This is a genomic window from Antarctobacter heliothermus, assembly GCF_900188425.1.
Classification (GTDB): Bacteria; Pseudomonadota; Alphaproteobacteria; order Rhodobacterales; family Rhodobacteraceae; genus Antarctobacter; species Antarctobacter heliothermus.
Genome location: NZ_FZON01000009.1, coordinates 48917 through 73852, shown reverse-complemented (window position 1 = coordinate 73852; position 24936 = coordinate 48917). Strand labels below are relative to the sequence as shown.

Sequence of the window (24936 nt, the reverse complement as noted above, 5' to 3'; positions counted from 1 at the left end):
CCGGGTGGGGATTGATGCCGCAGGAAAACGGCGATGTGACGTGAGGGACACCTGGATGAAGAAGAACGCGTTTGCCTTGGTTGCGGCTGTGCTTGTTGCAGGCTGTATCCTGCCCGAAGGTGTGACCGAGGAAGATCTGTTGTCTTTTGACGCTGCTGTGGCCTCGATTGGCTGCGATCTGGCGGATGAAAGCGATTACCTGCCGGTCGAACTGCAAACCGGGATGCCGCGCGAAAAGCTGGTGACCATTGCACAATACAAGGTTGAGCAGGAAGAAGCGGTGACACTGTCCAACGGCGGTGTGCGGATCAAGACCGGCGCCTGCGCCCCGACACCCGCGCCTGCCGCCGCCGCGACCTGATGTGATCGGTCCAGCGGGACCGGAGACGATAAGTTGTAACCCAAGGGGGTGCCGCCCGGCGGCGCCCGACGTAAGACGGAAAGCCGAAAGTCATGCTGCGCCGACTGCACCCCGAGCAACCCGAGAGTTTTGCCTTTGCCCCCGCCAACCTGGATTGGGCGCATGAGCAGATCACCAAATATCCCGCTGGACGTCAGGCCAGCGCGATCATCCCGCTGTTGTGGCGCGCGCAGGAACAAGAGGGTTGGCTGACCCGTCCGGCGATCGAACATGTCGCGGACATGCTGGGCATGGCCTATATCCGGGCGCTGGAAGTGGCCAGTTTCTACTTCATGTTCCAGCTGCAACCCGTTGGGTCCATTGCCCATATTCAGATTTGCGGCACGACGTCCTGCATGATCTGCGGGGCCGAGGATTTGATTGCGGTGTGCCGTGACAAGATCGCCGCAAAACCGCACGCGCTGTCAGCGGATGGCAAGTTCAGCTGGGAAGAGGTTGAATGCCTTGGCGCCTGCGCCAACGCGCCCATGGCCCAGATCGGCAAGGATTACTTTGAGGATCTGACCGCCGAAAGGCTGGGAGAGCTGCTGGACGCGCTGGCCCGAGGGGAACTGCCGCAGGTGGGGCCGCAGAACGGTCGCTTTGCGTCGGAACCCAAGTCGGGGATCACCACGCTGACCGATTTCGTCAACGGCTCGATCAAGTTGAACGCCAGCGCGCAGTTCGCGCATGACATCGGTGAGACGGTCAAGCGGATTGACGGGACCGAGGTGCCGCTTTCAGCGCCGTGGACCGATCAGTCCGGCACCCGTGACATGGAACGCAAGCAGCCCAAGGCACCAGAGACCGATGTGCCCGCAGAGGCCAAGCCAGAGCCGGTTCCCGAGAAAATCGCCGAGGCCCCGGTCGAGGTGCAGAATGCGCTGATCCAGCCGACAACACGTCTGGAGGGCCAGGCGGAATTGGCGGCGCGCAAGGGCATCTGGCGGTACGAGGCACCGACATCACAGGCCGACTCTGCTTACGCCGGTTCCGTGTCCGGGGAAAAGCCTGCAGGGCTTGACGCCGCACGCGACGGCAAACCCGACGATCTCAAGGAGATCAAGGGTGTCGGGCCAAAACTTGAAAAGCTGCTGAACTCACTGGGGTTCTATCACTTCGATCAAGTTGCGGCCTGGACGGACAGGGAACTGGCTTGGGTCGATGACAACCTTGAAGGGTTCAAGGGCCGGGCGACTCGGGATGAATGGGTGGCTCAGGCGCGCGATCTGGCCAAGACCGCCAAGGGCTGAACCGGTACTTTCATCCCCCTTTGCGACGATCATGCCCGCATGTATCGTCGCAGGCAAAGGGTTGGGAGGCCGATACATGACCAATACGAAATCACGGGGCGATTGCCCGGCGATCTGCTGGGGCCTTGCCGGGCTGGCGGCTTTGCTGACATTTGTACTGCTGTTGGCTGTGGCTGAGTGGCGTTTCATTGCAGCGCTTTTGGTGGCGATCCTGCTGTTGGTGGGGCTGGGTCTGCTGTTCAAGACGGTCCTGTGCGGGTCACAGGCCGCAAGTGGCCAGGGGGCTGCGGCACCTGCGCGCTCTGGCAAAGATGCTGTCAAAGCACCAGCAGTTGCGCCACAAGGCACGCCCGAGACTGCCCCAAAGGCGGCTCCGGTTGATGTGGCCGACCCGCTTGTGCGTCCCTCCGCGCCTCTGGCCGGTGAAGCTGAACTGGCGGGGCGCAAGGGCAGTTGGACGTATTCAGAGACAGCAACTCTGCCGGGTGCAGAACCCGCTCCGCCGGTTGTCACGGCCCCAGACGGTGATGCGGCCGTTGAGCCGGCAGAAGTGCCCGATGATTCAGTGCCCGGCGTTCCAGTGCCCGATGTTTCGGTGCCCGATGTTGCCGTGATCGACGTACCCGAGGATGCCGGACCGCGTATCCTGCCGTCGACCCCTCTGACGGGAGAGGCGGAACTGGCCAGCCGAAAGGGGACGTGGACCTACACCGCGCCCGCCGCTGACCCGGCCCCGATCCTTGCCCAAGACCCCGAGGACTATGACAAGGACGGGATTGTCGAAGGCACGGACGAGGGCGAAAAGCCGACCATGCTGAACGGCCCGCGCGACGGCGGTGCGGATGATCTCAAACAGGTGAAGGGCATCGGGCCAAAACTGGAAAAGCTGTGCAATGATCTGGGCATCTACCATTTCGATCAGATTGCCTCCTGGACCGATCAGGAGATTGCCTGGGTCGATGCCAACCTCGAAGGGTTCAAGGGGCGTGTCAGCCGGGATCAATGGGTCAGTCAGGCGCGGGTTCTGGCCGAAGGGGGAGAGACCGAGTTCTCGTCCCGTGTCAGGGACGGCAACGTCTATTGATGCATCGCACCTGCGTTCCCGGCCCGCCGATCCGGGCAGTGCGACAACGCCATACCTTGCATGCCGCGCTGCAGTATGCAAGGCGTGGCACCGGCACTGTTGGGGAGGAACGGCGCTAAGACATGCGCAGTAGACTGCGCCCGATTAGTGGAGCGAGGACGTGACCATGACGACCCCGAATTATGCGATGACACCCGATTTTACCCCCTTTCTGCGTCTGATCGAGTTTCAGACCCGTTTCGCGATGGAAGCGAGCCAGGGCATGATGAAACTGGCCATGATGCCGTGGGCAGGGTTGCCGACTGGCTTTGGCTCGGTCTGTGGCCCGATGGGCCGCGTGACCGTTGCGGTCGCGGCCAAGCCGGTCGAGAAGCCTATCGAGACTGTTGCCAAAACCGCGGACGACGTGGTCGAGGCTGTCGCCGAAACGGTGGAAGACGTGGCTGTTGCCCCGGTCGAGACCGTCGCGCCAAAGGTCGAAACCGTGGTGGAAACTGCGGCTGCAGCCCCCAAGGCCGACACAGCCCCGGCCAAGACGCCCGCCGCCGCGCCCGCAGAGGTGATGGAAAAGATGGTCGAATCCGCAGTCGCGCCCACAGCGAAGCCGGTCAAGGCTGAGGCAGAGCCCGTCAAAGCCGTCCCTGTCAAAGCTGACCCTGTCAAGGCCGAGTCCACCAAGGCAGAGCCCGCCAAGGCTGCGCCGACCAAGGTTGCGCCGACCAAGGCAGAGCCCGCGCCGGTTGTGACAGAGGCTACGGCAGACGCCAAGGCGCCGACTATGACCAAACCCGGAACGCTGGCCGCCCCCAAGGGCACGGCAGACGATCTAACGGTCCTGAACGGCGTCGGTCCCAAACTGGCCGAGGCGCTGAACGCCGAGGGCATCTATCATTTCACGCAGATTGCCGCTTGGTCCGAGGCCAACGTTCTCTGGGTGGATGAGAACCTGCCGGGTGTGCGCGGGCGCGCCTCGCGCAATGGCTGGGTGGCGCAAGCCGCCGATCTGGCCAAGTAAACCCGGGGTCGCGGATGGCCGACAAGCAGGATTTCAACCGGCGGGGGCGCATGATTGCGCTGGTCATCGCCGGGACCGGCATCGGCTGGATCGCGGCCATTGCAATAGGCGCGGCGCTGGACCTGAGCCAGCGCCTGCGCGCGCTTTTGGATCTTGCCGCACTTGGAGGCTTTTTCTGGGCGCTGTGGATGTTATACGGGCTCTGGCGGGACCGCCAGAAAGACAAGGATTGAGAGATGCTGCAGGACCAGGACCGGATCTTTACCAACCTCTACGGCATGCATGACCGGACGCTTGATGGCGCGAAAAAGCGCGGCCATTGGGACGGCACCAAGGACATCATCGGCAAGGGGCGCGAGTGGATCGTCGAGGAAATGAAGGCATCCGGCCTTCGCGGGCGTGGTGGCGCCGGCTTTCCGACGGGTCTGAAATGGTCCTTCATGCCCAAGGAATCGGACGGGCGTCCGTCCTATCTGGTGGTGAACGCTGACGAATCAGAGCCGGGCACCTGCAAGGACCGCGAGATCATGCGCCATGATCCGCATACCCTGATTGAGGGTTGCCTGATCGCCTCTTTCGCGATGCAGGCGCATGCGTGCTACATCTACATTCGCGGCGAATACATCCGCGAGCGTGAGGCGCTGCAAGCGGCGATTGACGAGGCGTATGACGCCGGTCTCCTGGGCAAGAACGCGGCTGGCTCCGGCTGGGACTTTGAGTTGTTTTTGGCGCATGGGGCAGGGGCCTATATTTGCGGTGAGGAAACCGCCCTTTTGGAAAGCCTTGAGGGCAAAAAGGGCATGCCTCGGATGAAGCCGCCGTTCCCGGCGGGCGCGGGCCTCTATGGTTGCCCGACCACGGTGAACAACGTCGAATCGATTGCCGTGGTGCCGACCATCCTGCGCCGTGGCGCAGAGTGGTTTTCCGGCTTTGGCCGCGACAACAACAAAGGCACCAAGCTTTTCGCCATCTCTGGCCACGTCAACAACCCCTGCGTTGTCGAAGAGGCGATGTCGATTTCCTTTGAGGAATTGATCGAAAAGCATTGTGGCGGCATTCGCGGCGGTTGGGACAACCTCAAGGCGGTGATCCCTGGAGGGTCATCAGTTCCTTGCGTGCGCGGCGAAAAAATGCGCGATGCGATCATGGATTTCGACTATCTGCGCGGTGAGCTGGGGTCGGGCCTTGGCACGGCGGCCGTCATCGTGATGGACAAGGAAACCGACATCATCAAGGCGATCTGGCGACTGGCCAAGTTCTACAAACATGAGTCGTGCGGTCAGTGTACCCCGTGCCGCGAAGGCACCGGCTGGATGATGCGGGTCATGGAACGTCTGGTCAAAGGTGAGGCCGACGAGGAAGAGATCGACATGCTGTGGGACGTGACCAAGCAGGTCGAGGGCCACACCATCTGCGCCCTTGGCGATGCGGCGGCCTGGCCGATCCAGGGCTTGATCCGCAACTTCCGCGATGAGATCGAGGACCGCATCAAGGCGCAGAAATCCGGCCGGATGAGCGCGGTCGCGGCGGAGTGACCCCGTGAAGTTCGTTCTGGGGCGCGTCCTGAGAACCTTGCAAAACCTGGTGGCGGCGGTCTTGACTGCCGCCTTTTGCTTTGTCCCCGCATGGTTTGCCCATATCGCGATCACCGTGCAGCTTGCCCCGGTCTGGGTCTACGGCGCGGTGGCCGGGCTGGTGTTCGTGGGGGCAGGAGTGACTCTGTCGTTTCTGGAAAAGGCATGGAACGGGCGCAAACCGTTGGGGGAATGAGAGTGCGGAAAACAACAACCAAGATTGGATATGTCGCCGTCCTGATGCTGGCGTGCTTTGGGACGACACAGGTCGAGGCACAGGGAAAATCACCGTTCTACATCGACGACACCGTCGTCTTTGGCACACGGGAGTTTCAAGCCACATTCTCTTTGTTTGAGCGTGAGGATGTCAGGGCCGCCCCGGGAACGGGTGAGCCTCAGAAAGAGTGGATCGAGGAAAGCAGCGTTGCGATCTACGCGGTCAACGCACCTGACCTTGGTGCCAATGACCGGGCGCTTGCCCTGAAACTGGCGCGCGCCTTTTGCGAACATTACGGTCTGAAGGTGAACGCAAAGCCCGACAGCAGCGCCTTCAGCGGGTCTGAGTGGACCTTTGTCAACCTGTGCTGGAAAACCGGCTGGTGACAAAGCTGCACCTTGCCGAGTTCAACATTGGCACTTTGAAATACGACTGGGACGATCCGCGGGTGGCGGACTTTCAGAACAACCTGGATAGGGTTTTTGCCATTGCGGAACGCTTTGACGGGTACATCTGGCACCTGAAGGGGCCAGAGATGGAGGCGGCGCAACTGGATCCGACGGGCCCTTTGGGAGGCGATCCGCGCACCGCTTCGACATTGTCGGTCTGGCGCGATCTGGCCGCGCTGGAACGCTTTGTCTGGAAAACGGTCCACAAACGTTTTTATGATCGGCGGGCCGAATGGTACGGACCGCAAAATGCCTGGGGTGGTCTGCGGCTGGTGATGTGGTGGGTGCCGATCGGACAGATCCCCACGATCACGGAGGCCGCCGCGCGTTTGCGCCAGCTGGTCCGGGACGGGGACAGCGACACGGCTTTTGGCTGGGACTACGCACGGGCAACCTGGGGAGAGACGGAATGACAATGCAACTGGCTGAATTAAACATCGGGCGGTTGCTGGCCCCGACGGACGATCCTCGCGTGGCGGAGTTCATGGCAAACCTTGACCGCATTAACGGGCTGGGCAAAAGGATACCCGGTTTTGTCTGGATGATGGAAGGCTCGGGTGAGCCGGGGACGGGCAATACAGAAAACGCCATTGGCGATGACCCTCAGTTTGTCGCCAACATGACGGTCTGGGAAGACGTCGAAAGCCTGGAACGGTTTGTCTGGGGCACCTTGCACAAGCAGTTTTATGAACGCCGGGCCGAGTGGTTCGAGTTGATGGGCGACCATCATTTTGTCATGTGGTGGGTTCCGGCAGGACATCGCCCAACGCTGCAAGAGGGTCTGGCGCGGCTTGACCTCCTGCGGCGCAACGGGGACAGTGACGACGCGTTCGGCTGGACGCATCTGGCCGAGGCCCGGATGTGGCGCTCTGGGCTGTGCGCATCCGAGGCGAGCTAGAAAAAACAGGACGGGACATGAAACGGATTTTGGGGACGGCAGTGCTTGTCGCGGCGCTGGCGCCGATGGCGCAGGCGGAAACCGTGCGTTCGAAGAGTTTTGTTGCGGACATCCAGCGCCGCGCGGTGACCCTGCAGGCGCGCGACGGTGCCGGTTCGGCAGCAGCGGTGCAGGCCTATGTCAGTGTGACAACCGTGGCGGGCGCGGCCCCGGCGCAGGGACAGATCAATGCGGCAGGTGCCTTTGCCGCCAAGGCGGGCTGCCGCGACGGTCAGGCGCTGGCCACGATCATGGCGGGCGTGACGACATCGGCGGCAGACTTTGAAGTGCTCTGCCGGGGAGGCCAATAAGATGATGGTTCGAGTGATTTGCATTCTGGCCGTTGCAGCCACGCTGGGTGGCTGTGAGCGCGCGGGAATGTTCCAGCGCAACGCGCCGGTCTTTGACGGTGAACGGTTCCGCACCAAGGCAAAGGCCGAACGCAAGAATCGACAGGATTTCGCGGTCACGGTCAGCGGTGTGTCCAGGTCGATGAAGGGTGCCATCGCCGCCGGTGAATACAAGGCGGTGCAGCACTGTATCGAATTCTTCGGCACGTCCGAGATCGACTGGACCGTGGGGCCCGACACCGACCCGCAGGCATTGCCAATCACAGGCGACAGCCTGACGCTTCGGGGCACATGCCGCGACGTCTGACCGGCAATGTCCCGCGCAAGGAGCGTGGAATCCCGCCGGAAACGGTGCGCACAGGGCCCGGATATTGAATATCCGGGCCCTGTGTCCCCACTTCAGGGCCAGTAGTTTCATTTCGGAGTGCCGTGCATGCGCCTGTTTCTTACCCCGATCCTCTGCCTGACCCTCGCCGCGCCGGTCTGGGCCAAGACGCCGCTCAGCCAGGTGTCGGAAATTGACGACGGTTTGATGGCGATCGCCATCGCCGATGAGATTCGCAAGAATTGCGACGACATCAGCGCCCGGATGATCCGGGCCTATCGCCAGATCAAGGCATTGGAAGACCGGGCCAAGGCGCTGGGGTATTCCGACGATGAGATTGACGCCTATGTGAATTCCTCCGCCGAGAAAAAGCGCATGCGCAAGAAGGCGGAAACCTGGCTGGCCTCCAAGGGGATCGCCGCGTCGGATGAAAAGGCGCTGTGCAAGTTCGGTCGGGACGATATCGCACGCGGCGGGCCAGTGGGTTTCTTCCTGCGCTGAGTCGCCTGACGTCCCGAACAGACGGTAGCGTATTCAAAAGTTGTGATAGACAAAGCGCGGCGGCGGGCCAAAACCCGCAGGCCGCGTCGTTTTTTCCTGCCTTTTCGCTGCACCTGCATCTGGTATCGTCCGGCAGGGCAGGCTAAACCCGGGGAACTGCGGCCTGCGTGCCAGTGGGCGCTGCCAGCCGAAGAACGGGAGAGGCACGGGCATGTCCGATTTGCGTAAGATCATCATCGACGGACAAGAGGTCGAAGTGGACGGGGCGATGACCCTGATTCAGGCCTGTGAGCAGGTCGGGGTCGAAGTCCCGCGATTCTGTTATCACGAACGTCTGTCGATTGCCGGAAACTGCCGGATGTGTCTGGTAGAGGTTGTGGGCGGTCCGCCCAAGCCCGCCGCCTCCTGCGCGATGCAGGTGCGCGACGTGCGCGGTGGCCGCAATGGCGAGCTGCCAGAGGTCAAGACCAACTCACCCATGGTGAAAAAGGCCCGCGAGGGGGTGATGGAGTTCCTGCTCATCAACCACCCGCTGGATTGCCCGATCTGCGATCAGGGCGGCGAATGCGACCTTCAGGATCAGGCGATGGCCTATGGCGTCGACTTCAGCCGCTTCCGCGAGCCAAAGCGCGCGGTGGACGATCTGGATCTTGGTCCGCTGGTCGAAACGCACATGACCCGCTGCATCTCCTGCACCCGTTGCGTGCGCTTTACGTCCGAGGTGGCCGGGATCACCCAGATGGGCCAGACCGGACGTGGTGAGGACGCCGAGATCACGAGCTATCTCAATGAGACGCTTGATTCGAATTTGCAGGGCAACATCATCGACCTGTGCCCGGTGGGCGCGCTGGTATCGAAACCCTATGCCTTTACCGCCCGTCCGTGGGAACTGACCAAGACAGAGACCATCGACGTGATGGATGCGCTGGGGTCGAACATCCGGGTGGACACCAAGGGCCGCGAAGTGATGCGCATTCTGCCGCGCAACCATGACGGCGTGAATGAGGAATGGATTTCCGACAAGACGCGCTTTGTCTGGGACGGGTTGCGCCGCCAGCGGCTGGACACGCCCTATATTCGCGAAAACGGCAAGCTGCGCCCCGCAAGCTGGGGTGAGGCGCTGTCAAAGGCCGCCGAGGCGCTCAAAGGTGCCAGCAAACCGGCAGGCATCATCGGCGATCTGGCCCCGGTCGAGGCGATCTATAGCCTGAAGCAGATGATCGAGGGGCAGGGCGGTGTTGTCGAATGCCGCACTGATGGGGCCAAGCTGCCGGCAGGCAACCGTTCTGGCTATGTGGGCACCGCGACGGTCGAGGAAATCGACACCGCGGAGATGATCCTGCTGATCGGGACCAACCCGCGCGATGAGGCGCCTGTGCTGAACGCGCGCATCCGCAAGGCTTGGGCCGCAGGTGCCAAGGTGGCGCGCATCGGCAAGCCGGTCGATCTGACCTATGAGGTGATCGAACTGGGCACCGGACGTGAGGCGCTGGCCAAGCTGGCCGAGATGGATCACTCCGACAAACACGGCACGCCGGGCGTGATGATCATCGGGCAAGGCGCGCTGACTGAGGCGGATGGCGCCGCGGTTCTGGGAACGGCCATGCAGACAGCAGCGGCCGGGCAGTCGAAATTCATGGTTCTGCACACGGCTGCGTCCCGCGTTGGCGCGATGGACGTCGATGCCACCAATGAGCGCGCTATGGAGGCCGTGCAGGACGCGGACGTGATCTACAACCTCGGGGCCGACGAGGTTGAAATCGGCGAGGGCGCCTTTGTCATCTATCAGGGGAGCCATGGCGACCGGGGCGCGCACCGCGCCGACGTGATCCTGCCGGGCGCCGCCTATACCGAGGAGCAAGGCCTGTTCGTCAACACCGAAGGCCGCCCCCAGCTGGCGCTGCGGTCGGGCTTTGCGCCGGGCGACGCCAAGGAGAACTGGGCGATCTTGCGGGCCTTGTCCGCTGAGTTGGGCGCAACTCTGCCGTGGAACAACCTCGCAGAGCTGCGTCATGCGCTGGTCGCCGATGTGCCGCATCTGCAAGCCATCGACGAGGTGCCGGAAAACGACTGGCAACCGCTGGAGTCGGGCCAACTGGGCGATGTGGATTTCCGCTACGCCCTGCGGGACTTTTACCTGACCAACCCGATTGCGCGCGCCAGTGCCTTGATGGCGGATCTGTCCAAAGCTGCGCAAGACCGGGCATCAACGGCGCTTGCGGCGGAATAGGTGCGCGGGGTGGCGATCATATCCTTGCTGGCTGTGGCCAGCGGCCTTTCGGCCTGCACGCCCGAAGACCCGGAGCCACCGTTCATGCCGATCTATTCGGGCATCGAGACGCGGCTACTGGACGGCGATCTGGTGCAGTTCGAGGTCGAGATGCGCGGCGCGCGAAACGCTGCGGATGTCGAGGATTACGCTGAATGCGCGGCGGCGCAGTACGCGCTGATCCGGGGTTACGGATTTGCGCGTCATTTGCGCACGACTGCTTACGAAGAGGGTGGCCTATGGCGCGGAGATGCGGTTTACACCATCTCGGCGGCGCTGCCCCGCGGGCTCAAGACCATCGACGCCGAAGTGGCGACGCTGGCCTGTGCCGAGAACGGAATACCGATGGTGTGAGGACCTGATGGAAAACTTCTTCGCCACGCCTTTGGGCATCTTTGTCATCATCTTTGCGCAATGCCTTGCGGTACTTGCCTTTGTGATGATCTCGCTGCTCTTTCTTGTCTACGGCGACCGCAAGATCTGGGCTGCGGTCCAGATGCGGCGCGGTCCGAACGTGGTCGGCATTTACGGCATCCTGCAATCCGTGGCCGACGCGCTGAAATATGTCGTCAAAGAGGTGGTCATCCCGGCAGGTGCCGACAGGACCGTCTTTATGCTGGCCCCCTTGGCCAGCTTTGTGTTGGCGATGATCGCCTGGGCCGTGATCCCGTTCAGCGACGGTTGGGTGCTGGCGGACATCAATGTGGCCATTCTGTATGTCCTCGCGATCTCTTCGCTTGAGGTGTACGGCGTGATCATGGGGGGCTGGGCGTCCAACTCCAAATATCCGTTCCTCGGCTCGCTCCGCTCTGCGGCGCAGATGATCTCTTACGAGGTGTCGATCGGCCTGATCATCATCGGCGTGATCCTGTCGACCGGGTCGCTGAACTTTGGCGATATTGTCGCCGCACAGGACGGTCGGTTTGGCTTCTTCAGCTGGTATTGGCTGCCGCACTTCCCGATGGTCTTCCTTTTCTTCATCTCCTGCCTTGCAGAGACGAACCGCCCGCCCTTCGACCTGCCAGAGGCGGAATCGGAACTGGTGGCCGGGTATCAGGTCGAATATTCGGCAACTCCTTTCCTGCTGTTCATGGCCGGTGAATACATCGCCATCTTCCTGATGTGCGCGCTGACCTCGCTTCTGTTCTTCGGCGGCTGGCTGTCGCCGATCCCGGGTCTGCCGGACGGTGCGCTGTGGATGGTCGGCAAGATGGCGTTCTTCTTCTTCATCTTCGCAATGGTGAAGGCGATCACGCCGCGCTACCGCTACGACCAGTTGATGCGCCTTGGCTGGAAGGTCTTCCTGCCGTTCTCTCTGGTCTGGGTGGTCTTTGTGGCCTTCGCGGCCAAGTTCGGCTGGTTCTTTGACAGCTACGCACGCTGGGCAACCGGGGGCTGAGAATGTTGCCGGATCGGAAACACATCGTTTCGGACAGCCAGAGGGTGGTTGACCCCAACACGGGTGCGCCTGTGAGTGGTATCCTCGGGGCAGGGCTGCGCAAACTGCGTCGCCCCGTCCAAAAGGGAGACACCCATGTCTGATCTGAAATCCGCCATCCTCGACGCGAAATACGTCGACATGATCGACCTCGGCGATTTTGTCGTGCGTGACACCGGCCTGCCGGATGTGGACAGCGACGGCAACTTGATGCCGCAGGCGACAGAGATCGCGGCCGCCGTGTTCCGCTGGGCTGCTGACATGCAGGCTGCGGAGGTCGCGCGTGCCAAGGCTCCGGAGCCGTCCAAACCGGCGGCGTTGAACGAATACGACGAGCAGGGCGATCCGCTGATGGACGCGCCCACGGCCGAAAAGTTTGAGGCCGATCTGAACCAGATGACAGGGGAGCAAGGATAGCATGGCGACCATCGACTACGGCCGGGCCGCAAAGTACTTTCTGCTCGCGGACTTCATAAAGGGATTTCAGCTTGGCCTGAAATACTTCTTTGCGCCCAAGGCCACGCTGAACTACCCGCATGAAAAGGGGCCGCTCAGCCCGCGCTTTCGCGGCGAACACGCGCTGCGCCGCTATCCCAACGGCGAAGAACGCTGTATCGCGTGCAAACTGTGTGAGGCGATCTGCCCGGCGCAGGCCATCACCATCGATGCGGAACCGCGCGATGACGGCAGCCGCCGCACCACGCGCTACGACATTGACATGACCAAATGCATCTACTGCGGTTTCTGCCAGGAGGCGTGCCCGGTGGATGCCATCGTCGAGGGACCGAATTTCGAATTCGCCACCGAGACTCGCGAAGAACTGTACTACGACAAGACCAAGCTGCTGGAGAATGGCGACCGCTGGGAAGCCGAGATTGCCCGCAACCTTGAACTTGACGCGCCTTACCGCTGATATCGAAAGACCGAGATCGATCATGCCCCGTCGCCTGAATTCTGCTGTTGCTCTCTGCGCGCTCGCCCTAGCGGCGGGCGGCGGCATTGCGCAGGAACCGGGCAGCGAGGCGTGGAACGCCCAGCGGGCGACGCTGTTTTCGCAGGTCTGCATGGCCTCGGCACCGGATTATGACGATATCGACGATCGCGCCAAGGCCGCCGGCATGGCGCGGCAGGACGGGGTCTGGGTCGCAGAGCCGGAAATCGTGATCAACCTGATTGAACACGACGGTTTTTGCGATTGCATTATGAGCGTCTCCGCCCCGGATCAGCGGGCGATGATCGACAAGGTCTTTGCCCAGTTGATGGCGGATTTCGGCGCGGAGTTTACCGGCGCCCCGGACGGGCTTGCCAGTGTGGCACCGTTCCAGCGCGACGGGATCGAAGTGGTTTCGATCCTGGAGCCGCGCAGTTATGAAGACGGAAAATGGCTGTCCGCCCGCACGGCCGTCTTTGGCAAATGCCCTATCCGCGAGGCTGGCAAATGACCGATCCCAAGACCCCATTCGAGCTGATGATGGAACAGGCGCAAGAGATGGCCAAGGCCTTCAATCCCGCAATGTCCGGGTTTGATCCCAAAGGCTTTGAAAAACTGTGGCCGACCATGTCCAAGGACGCCATGGAAATGTGGTTCGGCAAAGGTATGTCCAAAACCGGACTGGATGCCAAGACACGGCTTTTGCTGACGATTTCCGGCCTGACCATGCAGGGCGCGCAGGCGGAAACGCCGTTCCGCCTGACCGTGCGCCACGCGCTGGAGGCCGGGGCCACCCCCGAAGAGATCGCGGAAACCATCGGCCACATGTCGATGTTCGCAGGTATTCCCGCGATGACCCGCGCCATGGATCTGGCACGTGAGGTCATTGCCGAAAACAAGGATGACGAGACATGATGGTCTTTGCCTTCTACCTCTTTGCACTGGGCGCCATCGCGGGCGGGTTGTTCACCGTCGTCAGCCGAAATCCGGTGCATTCGGTGCTCTGGTTGATCCTTGCCTTTCTTTCGTCGGCAGGGCTGTTTGTGCTGATGGGCGCGGAATTTGTCGCCATGTTGCTGATCATCGTCTACGTCGGCGCTGTGGCGGTTTTGTTCCTGTTTGTGGTCATGATGCTGGACGTCGATTTTGCCGAGCTGAAGGCGGAGATGGCCAAATACATGCCGCTGGCGCTGCTGATCGGTCTGGTGATCCTGATGCAACTGGCCATGGCCTTTGGCGTCTGGGAAGCGTCCGAGATGGCGGCCGGGCAACTTGCTCAACCCACGCCCGAGGGGATGCACAACACTCAGGCGCTGGGGATGATCCTATATGACCAGTATTTCCTGCTGTTCCAACTGGCCGGTCTGATCCTGTTGGTTGCCATGATTGGTGCCATTGTGCTGACCCTGCGCCACCGCACTGACATCAAACGTCAGGATGTTCTGGCACAGATGTACCGCGATCCGGCCAAGGCGATGGAACTCAAGGATGTCAAACCGGGGCAGGGTTTGTGAGCGGTTTGTGGGACATCGTCCTGTCGCCGACGGGATTGGCACTTTATGCCGCGTTCTGGGCCTTCAAGATCCTCGCGGGGGCCTGGATGCTGCGAAAGGCCATGCTGTTGTTGCCAGTGCGGGCCCAAAGCTGGACCGAGGACAAGCTGGGCCGGCTAAAGCTGCGGGGACGCGGGCCGCGTCGATTGGGATGACACTGTCCCGGGCCTGACCCGGGACCGCCTGTCCAACACAGGACAGGGACAAAGAGCCAAATGGCCCCGGATCAAGACCGGGGCGCGGGTCCGACCACTTTCGGACGCACAAGTTAGGACTGAAACGGGCAAAAGCCCGGAGGGACGCACATGATCGGATTGGAACATTACCTGACGGTGGCGGCGGTGCTCTTCGTCATCGGCATCTTCGGGCTTTTCCTGAACCGCAAGAACGTGATCATCCTGCTCATGAGCATCGAACTCATGTTGCTGGCGGTGAACATCAATCTCGTTGCCTTCTCGACGCACCTCGGCGATCTGGTCGGACAGGTCTTCACGCTGTTCGTGTTGACCGTCGCTGCCGCGGAGGCCGCGATTGGTCTGGCCATTCTGGTCTGTTTCTTCCGCAACCGCGGCACCATCGCCGTGGAAGACGTCAACGTGATGAAAGGCTGACCCGATGGAGAGCATCATCCTCTTTGGCCCGCTGGTGGGCGCGCTCATCGCGGGCTTTGGCTGGAAACTGACGGGCATTCGTGGCGCGCAGTGGATTTCCACCGGCCTGTTGTTCCTGGCCTGCGCCTTTTCCTGGATCGTGTTTTTCACGCACGGGCCGGAAACGCAGCACATTCAGGTCATGCGCTGGATCGAGAGTGGCACGCTGTCGACCGACTGGTCGATCCGTCTGGACCGCTTGACCTCGATCATGCTGATTGTCGTGACCACGGTTTCGGCGCTGGTCCACCTGTATTCGTTTGGGTACATGGCGCACGACAGCCAGTTCCGTGAGGGCGAAGAAAGCTACAAACCGCGCTTCTTTGCCTACCTGTCGTTCTTTACCTTCGCCATGCTGATGCTGGTGACTTCGGACAACCTGGTCCAAATGTTCTTTGGCTGGGAGGGCGTGGGCGTCGCCTCGTACCTGCTGATCGGCTTTTACTACCGCAAACCGTCGGCCAATGCCGCCGCCATCAAGGCCTTTGTGGTCAACCGGGTCGGCGACTTTGGCTTTGCGCTTGGGATCTTTGCGATCTTCTTTTTGACCGACAGCGTCCGGTTCGACGACATCTTTGCGGCTGCTCCGGCACTGGCGGAAACGCAGATGACCTTCCTCTGGCGCAGCTGGAACGCGGCCGAGGTTGTGGCCCTGTTGCTGTTTGTCGGCGCGATGGGTAAATCGGCGCAGCTGTTCCTGCACACATGGTTGCCGGACGCGATGGAAGGCCCGACACCCGTGTCGGCCCTGATTCACGCGGCCACCATGGTGACGGCGGGTGTTTTCCTGGTCTGCCGCATGTCGCCGATCATGGAGTTCGCACCCAACGCCACCACGTTCATCACCTTTCTTGGTGCCTCCACGGCTTTTGTCGCGGCGACCATCGGTCTGGTACAGAACGACATCAAACGCGTCATCGCCTATTCGACCATGTCGCAGTTGGGCTACATGTTCGTGGCCGCCGGTGTGGGGGTCTATTCGGTCGCCATGTTCCACCTGTTCACGCACGCCTTTTTCAAGGCGATGCTGTTCCTTGGCGCCGGTTCGGTGATCCACGGGATGCACCACGAACAGGACATGCGGAACTATGGCGGTCTGCGGAAAAAGCTGCCGATGACCTTTTGGGCCATGATGATCGGCACGCTGGCCATCACCGGCGTCGGCATTCCGCTGACGCACATCGGATTTGCCGGTTTCCTGTCCAAGGACGCGGTGATCGAAAGCGCCTTTGCAGGAACTCAGGGCGGCTATGCCTTCTGGATGTTGGTCATCGCCGCGCTGTTCACCAGCTTCTACAGTTGGCGGCTGATGTTCCTGACCTTCTTCGGCAAGCCGCGCGGCGACAAGCATACGCATGAGCACGCACATGAAAGCCCGACTATCATGCTGGTGCCGTTGGGCGTGCTGGCGCTGGGGGCGGTGTTCTCTGGCATGATCTGGTACGGCAGCTTTTTCGGCGACCATGACAAGGTCAACGCTTTCTTCGGCATCCCCGGCGCACATGCCGAGGCAGCGGAACATGGCGCACCCGCTGATGCCGGACTTGGTGACGACCATGCCGAGGCGGACGCTGCACATGCGGATACCGCCGATGCAGGCGATCACGCGGCAGTGGCGGGGGATCATGCAGTTGCGGCACCTGGCGCGGGCGCAATCTACATGGGCGCGGACAACCACGTCATGGACGATGCGCACCATGCGCCGACATGGGTCAAGGTCTCTCCGTTCATTGCCATGCTGATCGGGTTTGTTACTGCCTACTGGTTCTACATCGTGAACCCGAAACTGCCGGTCAAACTGGCCGAAGGCCAGCGTCCCTTGTACCTGTTCCTGCTGAACAAGTGGTACTTTGACGAAATCTACGACTTCCTCTTTGTGCGGCCCGCCAAGGCGCTGGGACGCATCCTGTGGAAGGGCGGCGATGAGGCGATCATCAAGGGCGGCCTGAACGGCATCGCCTTGGGGATCGTGCCCTTCTTCACCCGCCTCGCGGGGCGGGCACAGTCCGGCTACATCTTTACCTATGCCTTTGCGATGGTGATCGGGATTGCGGTCTTCATCACCTGGATGACGCTCAGCGGAGGGGCACACTAATGGGCAACCTGCTTTCCATCGTCACTTTTCTGCCCGCGTTGGCGGCCCTGATCATGGCGCTGTTCCTGCGAGGCAACGACGAGGCGGCGCAGCGCAATGCCAAATGGCTGGCGCTGATCGCGACAGGGGCGACCTTTGTCATTTCGCTGTTTATCCTGTTCCAGTTTGACGCCGCCAACACCGGCTTTCAGATGGTCGAGGAACGGCCCTGGCTGCTGGGTCTCAACTACCGGATGGGCGTTGACGGGATCAGCGTCCTGTTTGTGATGCTGACCACCTTCATGATGCCACTGGTCATCGCGGCCAGTTGGGATGTCAGCCACCGGGTCAAGGAATACATGATCGCCTTCCTGCTGCTGGAAACGCTGATGCTGGGCGTGTTCATGGCGCTGGATCTGGTGTTGTTCTACCTCTTCTTCGAGGCGGGCCTGATCCCGATGTTCCTGATCATCGGCATCTGGGGCGGCAAGGACCGCATCTATGCCTCGTTCAAATTCTTCCTCTACACCTTCCTTGGCTCGGTCCTGATGCTGGTCGCCATGGTGGGCATGTATGCGGACGCAGGCACAACCTGTATTGGACATTGCGATGTGTCGTTGCTGAAACACACCTTTGCCTCCGAAGACTTCAGCATCTGGGGCATTCCGATTGTCGGCGGCATGCAGACCATGCTGTTCATCGCCTTCTTTGCCAGCTTTGCGGTCAAGATGCCGATGTGGCCGGTGCATACATGGTTGCCAGAGGCGCACGTTCAGGCGCCCACGGCGGGCTCTGTGGTGCTGGCGGCGATCTTGCTGAAAATGGGCGGCTACGGCTTCTTGCGGTTCAGCCTTGCGATGTTCCCGGTGGGGTCGGACGTGATGGCGAACTTTGTCTTCACTCTGTCGGTGATCGCCATCATCTACACCAGCCTCGTGGCGCTGGTGCAGGAAGATATGAAAAAGCTGATCGCCTATTCGTCGGTTGCGCACATGGGCTACGTCACCATGGGCATTTTCGCCGCGAACCAGCAGGGCGTGGATGGCGCGATCTTTCAGATGATCAGCCACGGCTTTATCTCGGGCGCGCTGTTCCTGTGCGTGGGCGTGATCTATGACCGGATGCACACGCGTGAAATCGACGCCTACGGCGGTCTGGTGAACCGGATGCCGGCCTATGCGCTGATCTTCATGCTGTTCACCATGGCCAATGTCGGCCTGCCGGGCACCTCCGGGTTCATCGGCGAATTCCTGGTGCTGATGGGGATCTTCCAGGTCAACACCTGGGTCGCGGCGGGGGCCACCACGGGGGTGATCCTGTCGGCCTGTTATGCGCTGTGGCTGTACCGCCGGGTGGTGATGGGCGATCTGATCAAGGAAAGCCTCAAGACCATCAAGGACATGACCACGCGGGAAAAGGCGATCTTTGCGCCGCTGGTGGTCATGACGATCTGGATGGGCGTCTATCCGGCGCCGATCCTGGACCGCACTGGCCCGTCGGTCGAGGCGCTGGTAACCAAAGTAGACACGGCGCTTGTCGCTGCCGGCCGCACTGAGGCCGACACGCAAGTGGCTGTCGCGGAACACTAAGGAGAGCGGGACATGATCTCGGCTGATCTCAACATCATCCTGCCGGAAATCCTGCTGTCGGTCTTTGCGATGGCAGCCCTTGTGGGGGCGGTCTACACCGGCAAGGACAAAGTGGCCCCGGCGCTGCTGTGGGCGACTGCGGCGCTGTTTCTGGCGCTGGCGTTCTGGATCGGGGTAACCGGCGAGGGCACGCAGGTGGCCTTTAACGGCATGTTCGTGAACGACGGCTTTGCTCGGTTCGCCAAGGTGGTGATCCTTGTCTCTGCGGCGGCGGTCTTGCTGATGAGCGAAGGCTACATGGCGCGGCGCGGGCTGCTGCGCTTTGAATACCCTTTGCTGGTCACTCTGGCCGTTGTCGGCATGATGATGATGGTCTCGGCCGGCGATCTGATGGCGCTTTACATGGGTCTCGAACTGCAATCTCTGTCGCTGTATGTCGTGGCCTCGCTGCGTCGTGACAGCGCCAAGTCGACCGAAGCGGGCTTGAAGTATTTTGTGCTGGGCGCGTTGTCGTCGGGTCTGCTGCTCTACGGCGCGTCCCTGACCTATGGTTATGCGGGGACAACGCTGTTTTCGGGCATCATCCAGACCGCCACCGAGGGCAGCATGCCGGTTGGCCTGCTGATCGGTCTGGTGATGCTGATTTCCGGACTGGCATTCAAGGTGTCCGCCGTGCCGTTCCACATGTGGACGCCGGACGTCTATGAAGGCTCGCCCACGCCGGTGACGGCCTTTTTTGCCACCGCGCCCAAAGTCGCCGCCATGGCGCTGTTTGCCCGGGTCATGTTTGACGCCTTTGGCAATGCGACGGCGGACTGGGGTCAGGTGATTGCGCTGCTGTCGGTGTTGTCGATGTTCCTTGGCTCGATCGCGGCAATCGGCCAACGCGACATCAAGCGCCTGATGGCCTATTCGTCGATTGCCCACATGGGTTATGCGCTGATGGGGCTGGCGGCGGGCACCGAACTGGGTGTGCAGGCGATGCTGATCTACATGGCGATCTACGTCACCATGAACGTCGGCACCTTTGCCTTTATCCTGTCGATGGAACGAGACGGCCAACCGGTGACAGACATCGAAAGCCTAGGCATGTACTCGACCAAGGAGCCGGGCAAGGCGCTGGCGATGCTGGTTCTGCTGTTCAGCCTTGCAGGGGTGCCGCCGCTGGTCGGGTTCTTTGGCAAGTTTTATGTTTTGCGCGCCGCCTATGAGGGCGGGTTGGCCTGGCTGGCCGTGGCGGGTGTGGTGGCCTCTGTGATCGGGGCCTTCTACTACCTGCGGATCGTGTTCTACATGTACTTTGGCGAGGACCGGGAAGATGCGCTGGACGGCGGCAAGTCGCCGGTTTTGTGGGGGTTCCTGATGGTGTCGGCGGTGATCATGGTGGTCGGTGTCGTCAACCTGTTTGGCATCGAAGGCGCGGCGCAGGCGGCGGCGGCGACGCTGGTCAATTGATCCTGGTGGCCGCGCGCCCCTGCGGGCGCGCGGTGATTGGGGGCTCTGCCCCCGTCTCCCTGCGGTCGACTCCCCCGGGATATTTTCAGACAGAAGAAACGGGGACCTGCCATGGACTGGCCGCAAGGGTATGGTCGGCGGGTGCTGGCCGCAGTGGACAGCACCAACGCCGAGGCGGCGCGGGTCGCTGCAGGGCTGGCCGGGCCGGAGTGGATCCTGGGGTTGCGGCAGACGGCGGCGCGGGGACGGCGCGGACGTGCCTGGGTCAACCCCGAGGGGAATTTTGCCGCGACATTGGTGATGCGTCCGACCGAGACGCCGGACAGGGTGGCGCTGCGCAGTTTTGTGGCAGCGTTGGCGCTGTACGATGCCTTGGAGCGTGTGACCGGTACGGCGATTGGTCTGTCGCTGAAATGGCCCAATGACGTTTTGCTGAACGGAGGCAAGCTGGCGGGTATTCTGCTGGAAAGCATCGGTGGGCCGGGCGGACATCTGGCCATCGGGGTCGGGGTCAACCTGCTGGCGGCTCCTGCTGTCGCCGAGGTCGAGGCGGGGGCTGTGACGCCGGTGGCGCTGTTGCCCGAGATCGGGGTGCGCGTCACGCCGGAGGCCTTTTTGGCCGCGCTGGCCACGGCCTTTGCGACCCATGAGGCACGGTTCGTCACCTATGGTTTTGAGCCGATCCGCAGTCTCTGGCTGCAACGCGCCGCCCGTCTGGGTGAGGTGCTGACCGCCCGAACCGCCCGGGATACCGTGACCGGGGTCTTCGAGACGGTGGACGCCACAGGGCAACTTGTCCTAAAGACGCCCAAGGGCCGCGTGACTGTCGCGGCGGCGGACATCTTTTTCGGATAGGCTGACCATGCTTCTGGCCATCGACTGTGGCAACACAAATACCGTTTTCTCGATCTGGGACGGCGCGGAGTTCGTCGCCACATGGCGTACGGCCACGGAACATCAGCGAACTGCGGATCAGTATTATGTCTGGTTGTCGACGCTGATGGCGTTTCAAAGGATCGACGCGGATATAACGGATGTGATCGTGTCGTCGACGGTGCCGCGTGTCGTGTTCAACCTGAGGATCCTGTCGGATCGCTATTTCGGAACCCGCCCCATGGTAGTGGGCAAACTGGACTGCGCGCTGCCGGTGGACGTCCGGGTGGACGCGGGCACGCAGGTTGGCCCGGACCGGCTGGTCAACACGGTGGCGGGGTATGATCTGTTTGGTGGTGACCTGATCGTGGTCGATTTTGGCACCGCCACCACCTTTGACGTGGTGGACGTGGACGGGGCCTATGTTGGCGGGGTGATTGCGCCGGGGGTGAACCTCAGCCTTGAGGCGCTGCATCAGGCGGCCGCCGCCTTGCCGAACGTCGATATTACCAAGCCGCAGCGCGTTGTGGGCACCAATACGGTGGCCTGCATGCAATCCGGCATCTTTTGGGGCTATGTCGGGCTGGTGCGTGAAATCTGTCTCCGCATCCAGGCGGAACGCGACCGCCCCATGAAGGTTATCGCTACAGGCGGGCTGGCGCCACTCTTCCAGCAGGCAGACCCGTTGTTCGACGCCTACGAGGAATTTCTGACCATGCACGGGCTGGTCCGCATTCATAATCACAACAAGACCTTAGAGGCCCGCGCATGAGCGAAAACAGACTGATCTACCTTCCCCTTGGGGGTGCCGGCGAGATCGGCATGAACTGTTATGTCTATGGCTATGGCAAGCCAGGCGCCGAGCGCCTGATTGTCGTGGACATGGGGGTTACCTTTCCGGACATGGACACGACTCCGGGGGTGGATATCATCTTTGCCGATATCACCTGGCTGAAAGAGAACAGGAACCGGATCGAGGCGCTGTTCATCACCCACGCGCATGAGGACCATGTCGGCGCGGTGGGACATACGTTTGAGACGTTGGGCGTGCCGATCTATGCGCGCGCCTTCACCGCCAATATCGCACGCGGAAAGCTGGCGGAATACAATGTTGAGGGCAAGGCGGTAAGGACCGTCTCGAAGTGGCCGGAGACGGTTAACGCCGGGCCGTTCACGGTCGGCTTTTTGCCGATTTCGCATTCGATCCCGGAATCGAGCGCCCTGGTGATCGACACACCCGCAGGTCGGGTGATCCACACAGGCGATTTCAAGCTGGATACAACGCCCTTGGTGGGTGAGGCGTGGGATCCGAAACTGTGGGCCGATGTGTCAAAGCCGGGGGTCAAGGCGCTGATCTGCGATTCGACCAACGTGTTTTCCCCCCATGCGGGCCGGTCCGAGGCGACCGTTGGCCCGGCGGTGGAAAAGCTGGTGTCCGAGGCCAAGAACATGGTTGTTGCCACGACCTTTGCCTCGAACGTGGCGCGGGTCAAGACGCTGGCAGAGGCGGGCGACCGCGCCGGTCGGTCGATCTGTCTGCTGGGGCGGGCGATGCGCCGGATGATCGAAGCCTCGGTGGAAACCGGCGTGTTGACCGGCTTTCCCAAGGTGATCGGCCCCGAGGACGTCAGCCACCTGCCGCGTGAGAATGTCATGCTGTTGGTGACCGGCAGCCAGGGGGAGCGGCGCGCCGCTAGTGCGCAGCTGTCGCGCGGGAAATACAATGGGATCGAACTGAAGGAGGGCGATCTGTTCCTGTTCTCCTCCAAGACGATTCCGGGCAATGAGCGCGAAGTCATCCGCATCATGAACCAACTGAGCGAGAAGGGGGTCGACATCGTCGACGACTCGATGGGCGATTACCACGTTTCAGGCCATGCCAACCGGCCGGATCTGGAAACCGTGCAGAACATCGTGAACCCGCAGGTGGTGATCCCGATGCACGGCGAGCACCGACATCTGCGCGAACATGTGCGTCTGGCAGAGAACAACCGGCGTGCCGGGGTTCTGGCTGTGAACGGCATGATGGTCGATCTTAGCGGGAATGAGCCGCGCGTGGTCGAATATGTCGAGACCGGGCGCACCTATCTGGACGGCTCGGTGCAGATCGGCGCGATGGACGGCATCGTGCGGGATCGCATTCGTATGGCGCTGAACGGGCATGTGGTGGTGACAGTGATCCTCGATGAGCAGGATGAGCCGCTGGGAGAGCCGTGGTGCGACCTGATGGGGCTGCCCGAAATGGGGCGCAGCAATGCGCCACTGGTGGACGTTCTCGAAGAAGACCTGTCGCAGTTCCTGGGGCGTGCCGGGGACAAGGTGCGGACCGATGATGACAAGCTGGAAGAAGGGCTGCGTCGTGTCGCACGGCAGACCTCGTTGAACGAGATCGGCAAAAAGCCCGAGGTGACGGTAGTGGTCAGTCGTTTGAGCTGATGATCCCGTCAGGGGACTAACGCAAAAGGCCGGTCCCATGGGACCGGCCTTTTTTCAGGAATTGCGAAGGCTCAGCTTGCCCGACGCTCGTCAAAGCTCAGCGCGATGAACTCGGGTAGGTGATCGCCCAATCCGACGACATTGCTGTCCCGACCGCCGCGGCGATCAGAGCCACGGTTGGAATCGCGCGGCGCACGGCTTTCGTTGCTGCGCGGGGCGGGCTTTTCGCTGCGCGGTGCAGGTTTTTCCGACCGACGACTAGGCGACTTTCGAGGCTGTTCCTGGGTGGCGTCGCGGACCGGGGTCGGCGCGGCGGCGGGCGCTGGTGCAGCAGGCGCAGGTGCAGCGGGTGCCGCCTCGACGTCCGGGGCCTTGGGGTTGGCAAGGCGAGGAATCGCCTTTTGAAGCAGCTTTTCGACAGCGTCGAAATACTTTTCGTCCCGTGGCGTACAGATCGTGATGGCCTTGCCCGTTCGTCCGGCACGGCCCGTGCGACCGATGCGGTGGATATAATCCTCGGCGTGGCTGGGCACGTCGAAGTTGAACACATGGCTCACCGACGGGATATCCAGACCACGCGCGGCGACGTCAGAGGCGACGAGGAACCGCAATGATCCGTCGCGGAAGCCGTCCAGAGTCCGCGTGCGCTGTGATTGGTCCAGATCGCCGTGGATCGGCGCCGCATCATAGCCGTACTTCTTGAGCGATTTGGCGACCACATCCACGTCAACCTTGCGGTTGCAAAAGATGATGGCGTTGGTGCAGGCCACACCCTCACTGTCTATCAGATCGCGCAGCATACGCCGTTTCTCGCTGGCTTCGCGGTCCTTGCGTGAGGGGCGGAACACCATGGCGGATTGCTCGATCGTCTCGGACGCGCTGGCCTGACGGGCCACCTCGATCCGGGCGGGGGCCGACAGGAAGGTGTTGGTGATCCGCTCGATCTCGGGCGCCATGGTGGCGGAAAAGAACAGCGTCTGGCGGGTGAACGGTGTCAGGCTGAAGATGCGTTCGATATCGGGGATGAATCCCATGTCGAGCATCCTGTCCGCCTCATCCACCACCATGATCTCGATGCCGGTGAGCAGCAGCTTGCCACGCTCAAAATGGTCCAGCAGGCGACCGGGGGTGGCGATCAGAACATCCACGCCCTTATCGATCAGGGTATCCTGTTCCTTGAACGAGACACCGCCGATCAGCAGCGCCTTGGTCAGTTTGACATGTTTGGAATAGGTGTCGAAGTTTTCCGCCACCTGCGCCGCAAGTTCCCGCGTCGGACACAACACCAGCGACCGCGGCATCCGCGCGCGTGCGCGGCCCCGGGCCAGTTTGGTGATCATCGGAAGGGTAAAGCTGGCGGTCTTGCCAGTGCCCGTCTGGGCGATGCCCAGAACGTCCTTGCCTTCCAGAGCGGGCGGAATGGCGCCAGCCTGAATCGGCGTGGGCGTCTCATAGCCAGCCTCTTCGACGGCTTTCAGGACTTTCGGGCTGAGGTTCAGATCAGAAAATTTGGTCATTTATGTCCGGTTGTTTTGCGGACACTGTACCTGGCCCGCGCATCTG

At 61.8% G+C, this 24936-nt stretch carries 30 protein-coding genes; 29 read left to right on the top strand and 1 reads right to left on the bottom strand.

Features of this window, described 5'->3' with window-relative positions:
- Positions 1-55 precede the first annotated feature (55 nt).
- The 29 genes from CHB90_RS06875 (at position 56) to CHB90_RS06735 (ending at position 23373) form a co-directional block, all read left to right on the top strand.
- Positions 56-361 (top strand): hypothetical protein, encoded by a 306-nt coding sequence (locus CHB90_RS06875; protein WP_089277121.1) that lies wholly within the window; start codon positions 56-58, stop codon positions 359-361.
- 92 nt (positions 362-453) lie between these two features.
- On the top strand, positions 454-1653 hold the full coding sequence (locus tag CHB90_RS06870; protein ID WP_089277120.1) for an NADH-quinone oxidoreductase subunit E: 1200 nt from the start codon (positions 454-456) through the stop codon (positions 1651-1653).
- A gap of 76 nt (positions 1654-1729) precedes the next feature.
- Entirely contained in the window at positions 1730-2737 is a 1008-nt protein-coding gene (locus tag CHB90_RS26750) for an NADH-quinone oxidoreductase subunit E (protein ID WP_212591574.1), read from the top strand.
- A 166-nt stretch (positions 2738-2903) separates the two neighbouring features.
- Complete coding sequence (locus CHB90_RS06860; RefSeq protein ID WP_089277119.1) at positions 2904-3752, top strand: NADH-quinone oxidoreductase subunit E; 849 nt, start codon at positions 2904-2906, stop codon at positions 3750-3752.
- A gap of 14 nt (positions 3753-3766) precedes the next feature.
- Positions 3767-3985, top strand: a complete 219-nt coding sequence (locus CHB90_RS06855) for a DUF5337 family protein (protein ID WP_089277118.1) — start codon at positions 3767-3769, stop codon at positions 3983-3985.
- A 3-nt stretch (positions 3986-3988) separates the two neighbouring features.
- Positions 3989-5287: an NADH-quinone oxidoreductase subunit NuoF gene (gene nuoF / locus CHB90_RS06850; RefSeq protein ID WP_089277117.1), complete on the top strand. Its 1299-nt coding sequence runs from the start codon at positions 3989-3991 to the stop codon at positions 5285-5287.
- A 4-nt stretch (positions 5288-5291) separates the two neighbouring features.
- Positions 5292-5522: a hypothetical protein gene (locus tag CHB90_RS06845; protein ID WP_089277116.1), complete on the top strand. Its 231-nt coding sequence runs from the start codon at positions 5292-5294 to the stop codon at positions 5520-5522.
- A gap of 2 nt (positions 5523-5524) precedes the next feature.
- Positions 5525-5929, top strand: coding sequence for a hypothetical protein (locus tag CHB90_RS06840; protein ID WP_089277115.1), 405 nt, complete (start codon positions 5525-5527; stop codon positions 5927-5929).
- Positions 5926-6405 (top strand): DUF3291 domain-containing protein, encoded by a 480-nt coding sequence (locus CHB90_RS06835; protein ID WP_089277164.1) that lies wholly within the window; start codon positions 5926-5928, stop codon positions 6403-6405. Before CHB90_RS06840 ends, CHB90_RS06835 begins: the two co-directional genes overlap by 4 nt.
- Before the next feature lie 2 nt (positions 6406-6407).
- A complete protein-coding gene (locus CHB90_RS06830; RefSeq protein WP_425426592.1) occupies positions 6408-6890 on the top strand; it encodes a DUF3291 domain-containing protein in 483 nt (160 codons plus the stop codon).
- Between the two features lie 17 nt (positions 6891-6907).
- Entirely contained in the window at positions 6908-7240 is a 333-nt protein-coding gene (locus CHB90_RS06825) for a hypothetical protein (protein WP_089277113.1), read from the top strand.
- Position 7241: 1 nt separating this feature from the next.
- A complete protein-coding gene (locus CHB90_RS06820; RefSeq protein WP_089277112.1) occupies positions 7242-7586 on the top strand; it encodes a hypothetical protein in 345 nt (114 codons plus the stop codon).
- Positions 7587-7712: 126 nt separating this feature from the next.
- Positions 7713-8105, top strand: a complete 393-nt coding sequence (locus tag CHB90_RS06815) for a DUF5333 domain-containing protein (RefSeq protein WP_089277111.1) — start codon at positions 7713-7715, stop codon at positions 8103-8105.
- A 211-nt stretch (positions 8106-8316) separates the two neighbouring features.
- The gene (nuoG, locus tag CHB90_RS06810; RefSeq protein WP_089277110.1) at positions 8317-10335 is read left to right on the top strand and encodes an NADH-quinone oxidoreductase subunit NuoG; all 2019 of its coding nucleotides are present in this window, start codon (positions 8317-8319) and stop codon (positions 10333-10335) included.
- Positions 10336-10728, top strand: a complete 393-nt coding sequence (locus CHB90_RS06805) for a hypothetical protein (RefSeq protein WP_170940996.1) — start codon at positions 10336-10338, stop codon at positions 10726-10728.
- A gap of 7 nt (positions 10729-10735) precedes the next feature.
- The gene (gene nuoH, locus CHB90_RS06800) at positions 10736-11773 is read left to right on the top strand and encodes an NADH-quinone oxidoreductase subunit NuoH (protein WP_089277109.1); all 1038 of its coding nucleotides are present in this window, start codon (positions 10736-10738) and stop codon (positions 11771-11773) included.
- Between the two features lie 135 nt (positions 11774-11908).
- The gene (locus CHB90_RS06795; protein WP_089277108.1) at positions 11909-12229 is read left to right on the top strand and encodes a hypothetical protein; all 321 of its coding nucleotides are present in this window, start codon (positions 11909-11911) and stop codon (positions 12227-12229) included.
- Position 12230: 1 nt separating this feature from the next.
- Entirely contained in the window at positions 12231-12725 is a 495-nt protein-coding gene (gene nuoI, locus CHB90_RS06790) for an NADH-quinone oxidoreductase subunit NuoI (protein WP_089277107.1), read from the top strand.
- Positions 12726-12747: 22 nt separating this feature from the next.
- A complete protein-coding gene (locus CHB90_RS06785; protein WP_089277106.1) occupies positions 12748-13254 on the top strand; it encodes a hypothetical protein in 507 nt (168 codons plus the stop codon).
- Positions 13251-13658 (top strand): carboxymuconolactone decarboxylase family protein, encoded by a 408-nt coding sequence (locus CHB90_RS06780; protein ID WP_089277105.1) that lies wholly within the window; start codon positions 13251-13253, stop codon positions 13656-13658. The genes CHB90_RS06785 and CHB90_RS06780 overlap by 4 nt, the downstream gene beginning before the upstream one ends.
- Positions 13655-14257, top strand: coding sequence for an NADH-quinone oxidoreductase subunit J (locus CHB90_RS06775; RefSeq protein WP_089277104.1), 603 nt, complete (start codon positions 13655-13657; stop codon positions 14255-14257). The genes CHB90_RS06780 and CHB90_RS06775 overlap by 4 nt, the downstream gene beginning before the upstream one ends.
- Positions 14254-14451 (top strand): hypothetical protein, encoded by a 198-nt coding sequence (locus CHB90_RS06770; protein WP_089277103.1) that lies wholly within the window; start codon positions 14254-14256, stop codon positions 14449-14451. The genes CHB90_RS06775 and CHB90_RS06770 overlap by 4 nt, the downstream gene beginning before the upstream one ends.
- A 150-nt stretch (positions 14452-14601) precedes the next feature.
- Complete coding sequence (gene nuoK / locus CHB90_RS06765; RefSeq protein ID WP_023849383.1) at positions 14602-14907, top strand: NADH-quinone oxidoreductase subunit NuoK; 306 nt, start codon at positions 14602-14604, stop codon at positions 14905-14907.
- 4 nt (positions 14908-14911) lie between these two features.
- Complete coding sequence (gene nuoL / locus CHB90_RS06760; protein ID WP_089277102.1) at positions 14912-17041, top strand: NADH-quinone oxidoreductase subunit L; 2130 nt, start codon at positions 14912-14914, stop codon at positions 17039-17041.
- Complete coding sequence (locus CHB90_RS06755) at positions 17041-18609, top strand: NADH-quinone oxidoreductase subunit M (protein ID WP_089277101.1); 1569 nt, start codon at positions 17041-17043, stop codon at positions 18607-18609. The genes nuoL and CHB90_RS06755 overlap by 1 nt, the downstream gene beginning before the upstream one ends.
- Before the next feature lie 12 nt (positions 18610-18621).
- The gene (nuoN, locus tag CHB90_RS06750) at positions 18622-20064 is read left to right on the top strand and encodes an NADH-quinone oxidoreductase subunit NuoN (RefSeq protein WP_089277100.1); all 1443 of its coding nucleotides are present in this window, start codon (positions 18622-18624) and stop codon (positions 20062-20064) included.
- A gap of 111 nt (positions 20065-20175) precedes the next feature.
- Positions 20176-20919: a biotin--[acetyl-CoA-carboxylase] ligase gene (locus CHB90_RS06745; RefSeq protein WP_089277099.1), complete on the top strand. Its 744-nt coding sequence runs from the start codon at positions 20176-20178 to the stop codon at positions 20917-20919.
- A 7-nt stretch (positions 20920-20926) separates the two neighbouring features.
- The gene (locus CHB90_RS06740) at positions 20927-21709 is read left to right on the top strand and encodes a type III pantothenate kinase (RefSeq protein WP_089277098.1); all 783 of its coding nucleotides are present in this window, start codon (positions 20927-20929) and stop codon (positions 21707-21709) included.
- Complete coding sequence (locus CHB90_RS06735; protein WP_089277097.1) at positions 21706-23373, top strand: ribonuclease J; 1668 nt, start codon at positions 21706-21708, stop codon at positions 23371-23373. The genes CHB90_RS06740 and CHB90_RS06735 overlap by 4 nt, the downstream gene beginning before the upstream one ends.
- 71 nt (positions 23374-23444) lie before the next feature.
- Here CHB90_RS06735 and CHB90_RS06730 read toward each other — a convergent pair whose 3' ends face one another.
- On the bottom strand, positions 23445-24890 hold the full coding sequence (locus CHB90_RS06730; protein WP_089277096.1) for a DEAD/DEAH box helicase: 1446 nt from the start codon (positions 24888-24890) through the stop codon (positions 23445-23447).
- Positions 24891-24936 lie beyond the last annotated feature (46 nt).

Excerpts from the sequence above, each read along its gene's own strand:
- CHB90_RS06875 (WP_089277121.1), top strand. The coding sequence starts at position 56 with ATGAAGAAGAACGCGTTTGCCTTGGTTGCGGCTGTGCTTGTTGCAGGC.
- CHB90_RS06870 (WP_089277120.1), top strand. The coding sequence starts at position 454 with ATGCTGCGCCGACTGCACCCCGAGCAACCCGAGAGTTTTGCCTTTGCC.
- CHB90_RS26750 (WP_212591574.1), top strand. The coding sequence starts at position 1,730 with ATGACCAATACGAAATCACGGGGCGATTGCCCGGCGATCTGCTGGGGC.
- CHB90_RS06860 (WP_089277119.1), top strand. The coding sequence starts at position 2,904 with ATGACGACCCCGAATTATGCGATGACACCCGATTTTACCCCCTTTCTG.
- CHB90_RS06855 (WP_089277118.1), top strand. The coding sequence starts at position 3,767 with ATGGCCGACAAGCAGGATTTCAACCGGCGGGGGCGCATGATTGCGCTG.
- nuoF (WP_089277117.1), top strand. The coding sequence starts at position 3,989 with ATGCTGCAGGACCAGGACCGGATCTTTACCAACCTCTACGGCATGCAT.
- CHB90_RS06830 (WP_425426592.1), top strand. The coding sequence starts at position 6,408 with ATGCAACTGGCTGAATTAAACATCGGGCGGTTGCTGGCCCCGACGGAC.
- CHB90_RS06825 (WP_089277113.1), top strand. The coding sequence starts at position 6,908 with ATGAAACGGATTTTGGGGACGGCAGTGCTTGTCGCGGCGCTGGCGCCG.
- CHB90_RS06820 (WP_089277112.1), top strand. The coding sequence starts at position 7,242 with ATGATGGTTCGAGTGATTTGCATTCTGGCCGTTGCAGCCACGCTGGGT.
- CHB90_RS06815 (WP_089277111.1), top strand. The coding sequence starts at position 7,713 with ATGCGCCTGTTTCTTACCCCGATCCTCTGCCTGACCCTCGCCGCGCCG.
- nuoG (WP_089277110.1), top strand. The coding sequence starts at position 8,317 with ATGTCCGATTTGCGTAAGATCATCATCGACGGACAAGAGGTCGAAGTG.
- nuoH (WP_089277109.1), top strand. The coding sequence starts at position 10,736 with ATGGAAAACTTCTTCGCCACGCCTTTGGGCATCTTTGTCATCATCTTT.
- CHB90_RS06795 (WP_089277108.1), top strand. The coding sequence starts at position 11,909 with ATGTCTGATCTGAAATCCGCCATCCTCGACGCGAAATACGTCGACATG.
- nuoI (WP_089277107.1), top strand. The coding sequence starts at position 12,231 with ATGGCGACCATCGACTACGGCCGGGCCGCAAAGTACTTTCTGCTCGCG.
- CHB90_RS06785 (WP_089277106.1), top strand. The coding sequence starts at position 12,748 with ATGCCCCGTCGCCTGAATTCTGCTGTTGCTCTCTGCGCGCTCGCCCTA.
- CHB90_RS06780 (WP_089277105.1), top strand. The coding sequence starts at position 13,251 with ATGACCGATCCCAAGACCCCATTCGAGCTGATGATGGAACAGGCGCAA.
- CHB90_RS06775 (WP_089277104.1), top strand. The coding sequence starts at position 13,655 with ATGATGGTCTTTGCCTTCTACCTCTTTGCACTGGGCGCCATCGCGGGC.
- nuoK (WP_023849383.1), top strand. The coding sequence starts at position 14,602 with ATGATCGGATTGGAACATTACCTGACGGTGGCGGCGGTGCTCTTCGTC.
- nuoL (WP_089277102.1), top strand. The coding sequence starts at position 14,912 with ATGGAGAGCATCATCCTCTTTGGCCCGCTGGTGGGCGCGCTCATCGCG.
- CHB90_RS06755 (WP_089277101.1), top strand. The coding sequence starts at position 17,041 with ATGGGCAACCTGCTTTCCATCGTCACTTTTCTGCCCGCGTTGGCGGCC.
- nuoN (WP_089277100.1), top strand. The coding sequence starts at position 18,622 with ATGATCTCGGCTGATCTCAACATCATCCTGCCGGAAATCCTGCTGTCG.
- CHB90_RS06745 (WP_089277099.1), top strand. The coding sequence starts at position 20,176 with ATGGACTGGCCGCAAGGGTATGGTCGGCGGGTGCTGGCCGCAGTGGAC.
- CHB90_RS06740 (WP_089277098.1), top strand. The coding sequence starts at position 20,927 with ATGCTTCTGGCCATCGACTGTGGCAACACAAATACCGTTTTCTCGATC.
- CHB90_RS06735 (WP_089277097.1), top strand. The coding sequence starts at position 21,706 with ATGAGCGAAAACAGACTGATCTACCTTCCCCTTGGGGGTGCCGGCGAG.
- CHB90_RS06730 (WP_089277096.1), bottom strand. The coding sequence starts at position 24,890 with ATGACCAAATTTTCTGATCTGAACCTCAGCCCGAAAGTCCTGAAAGCC.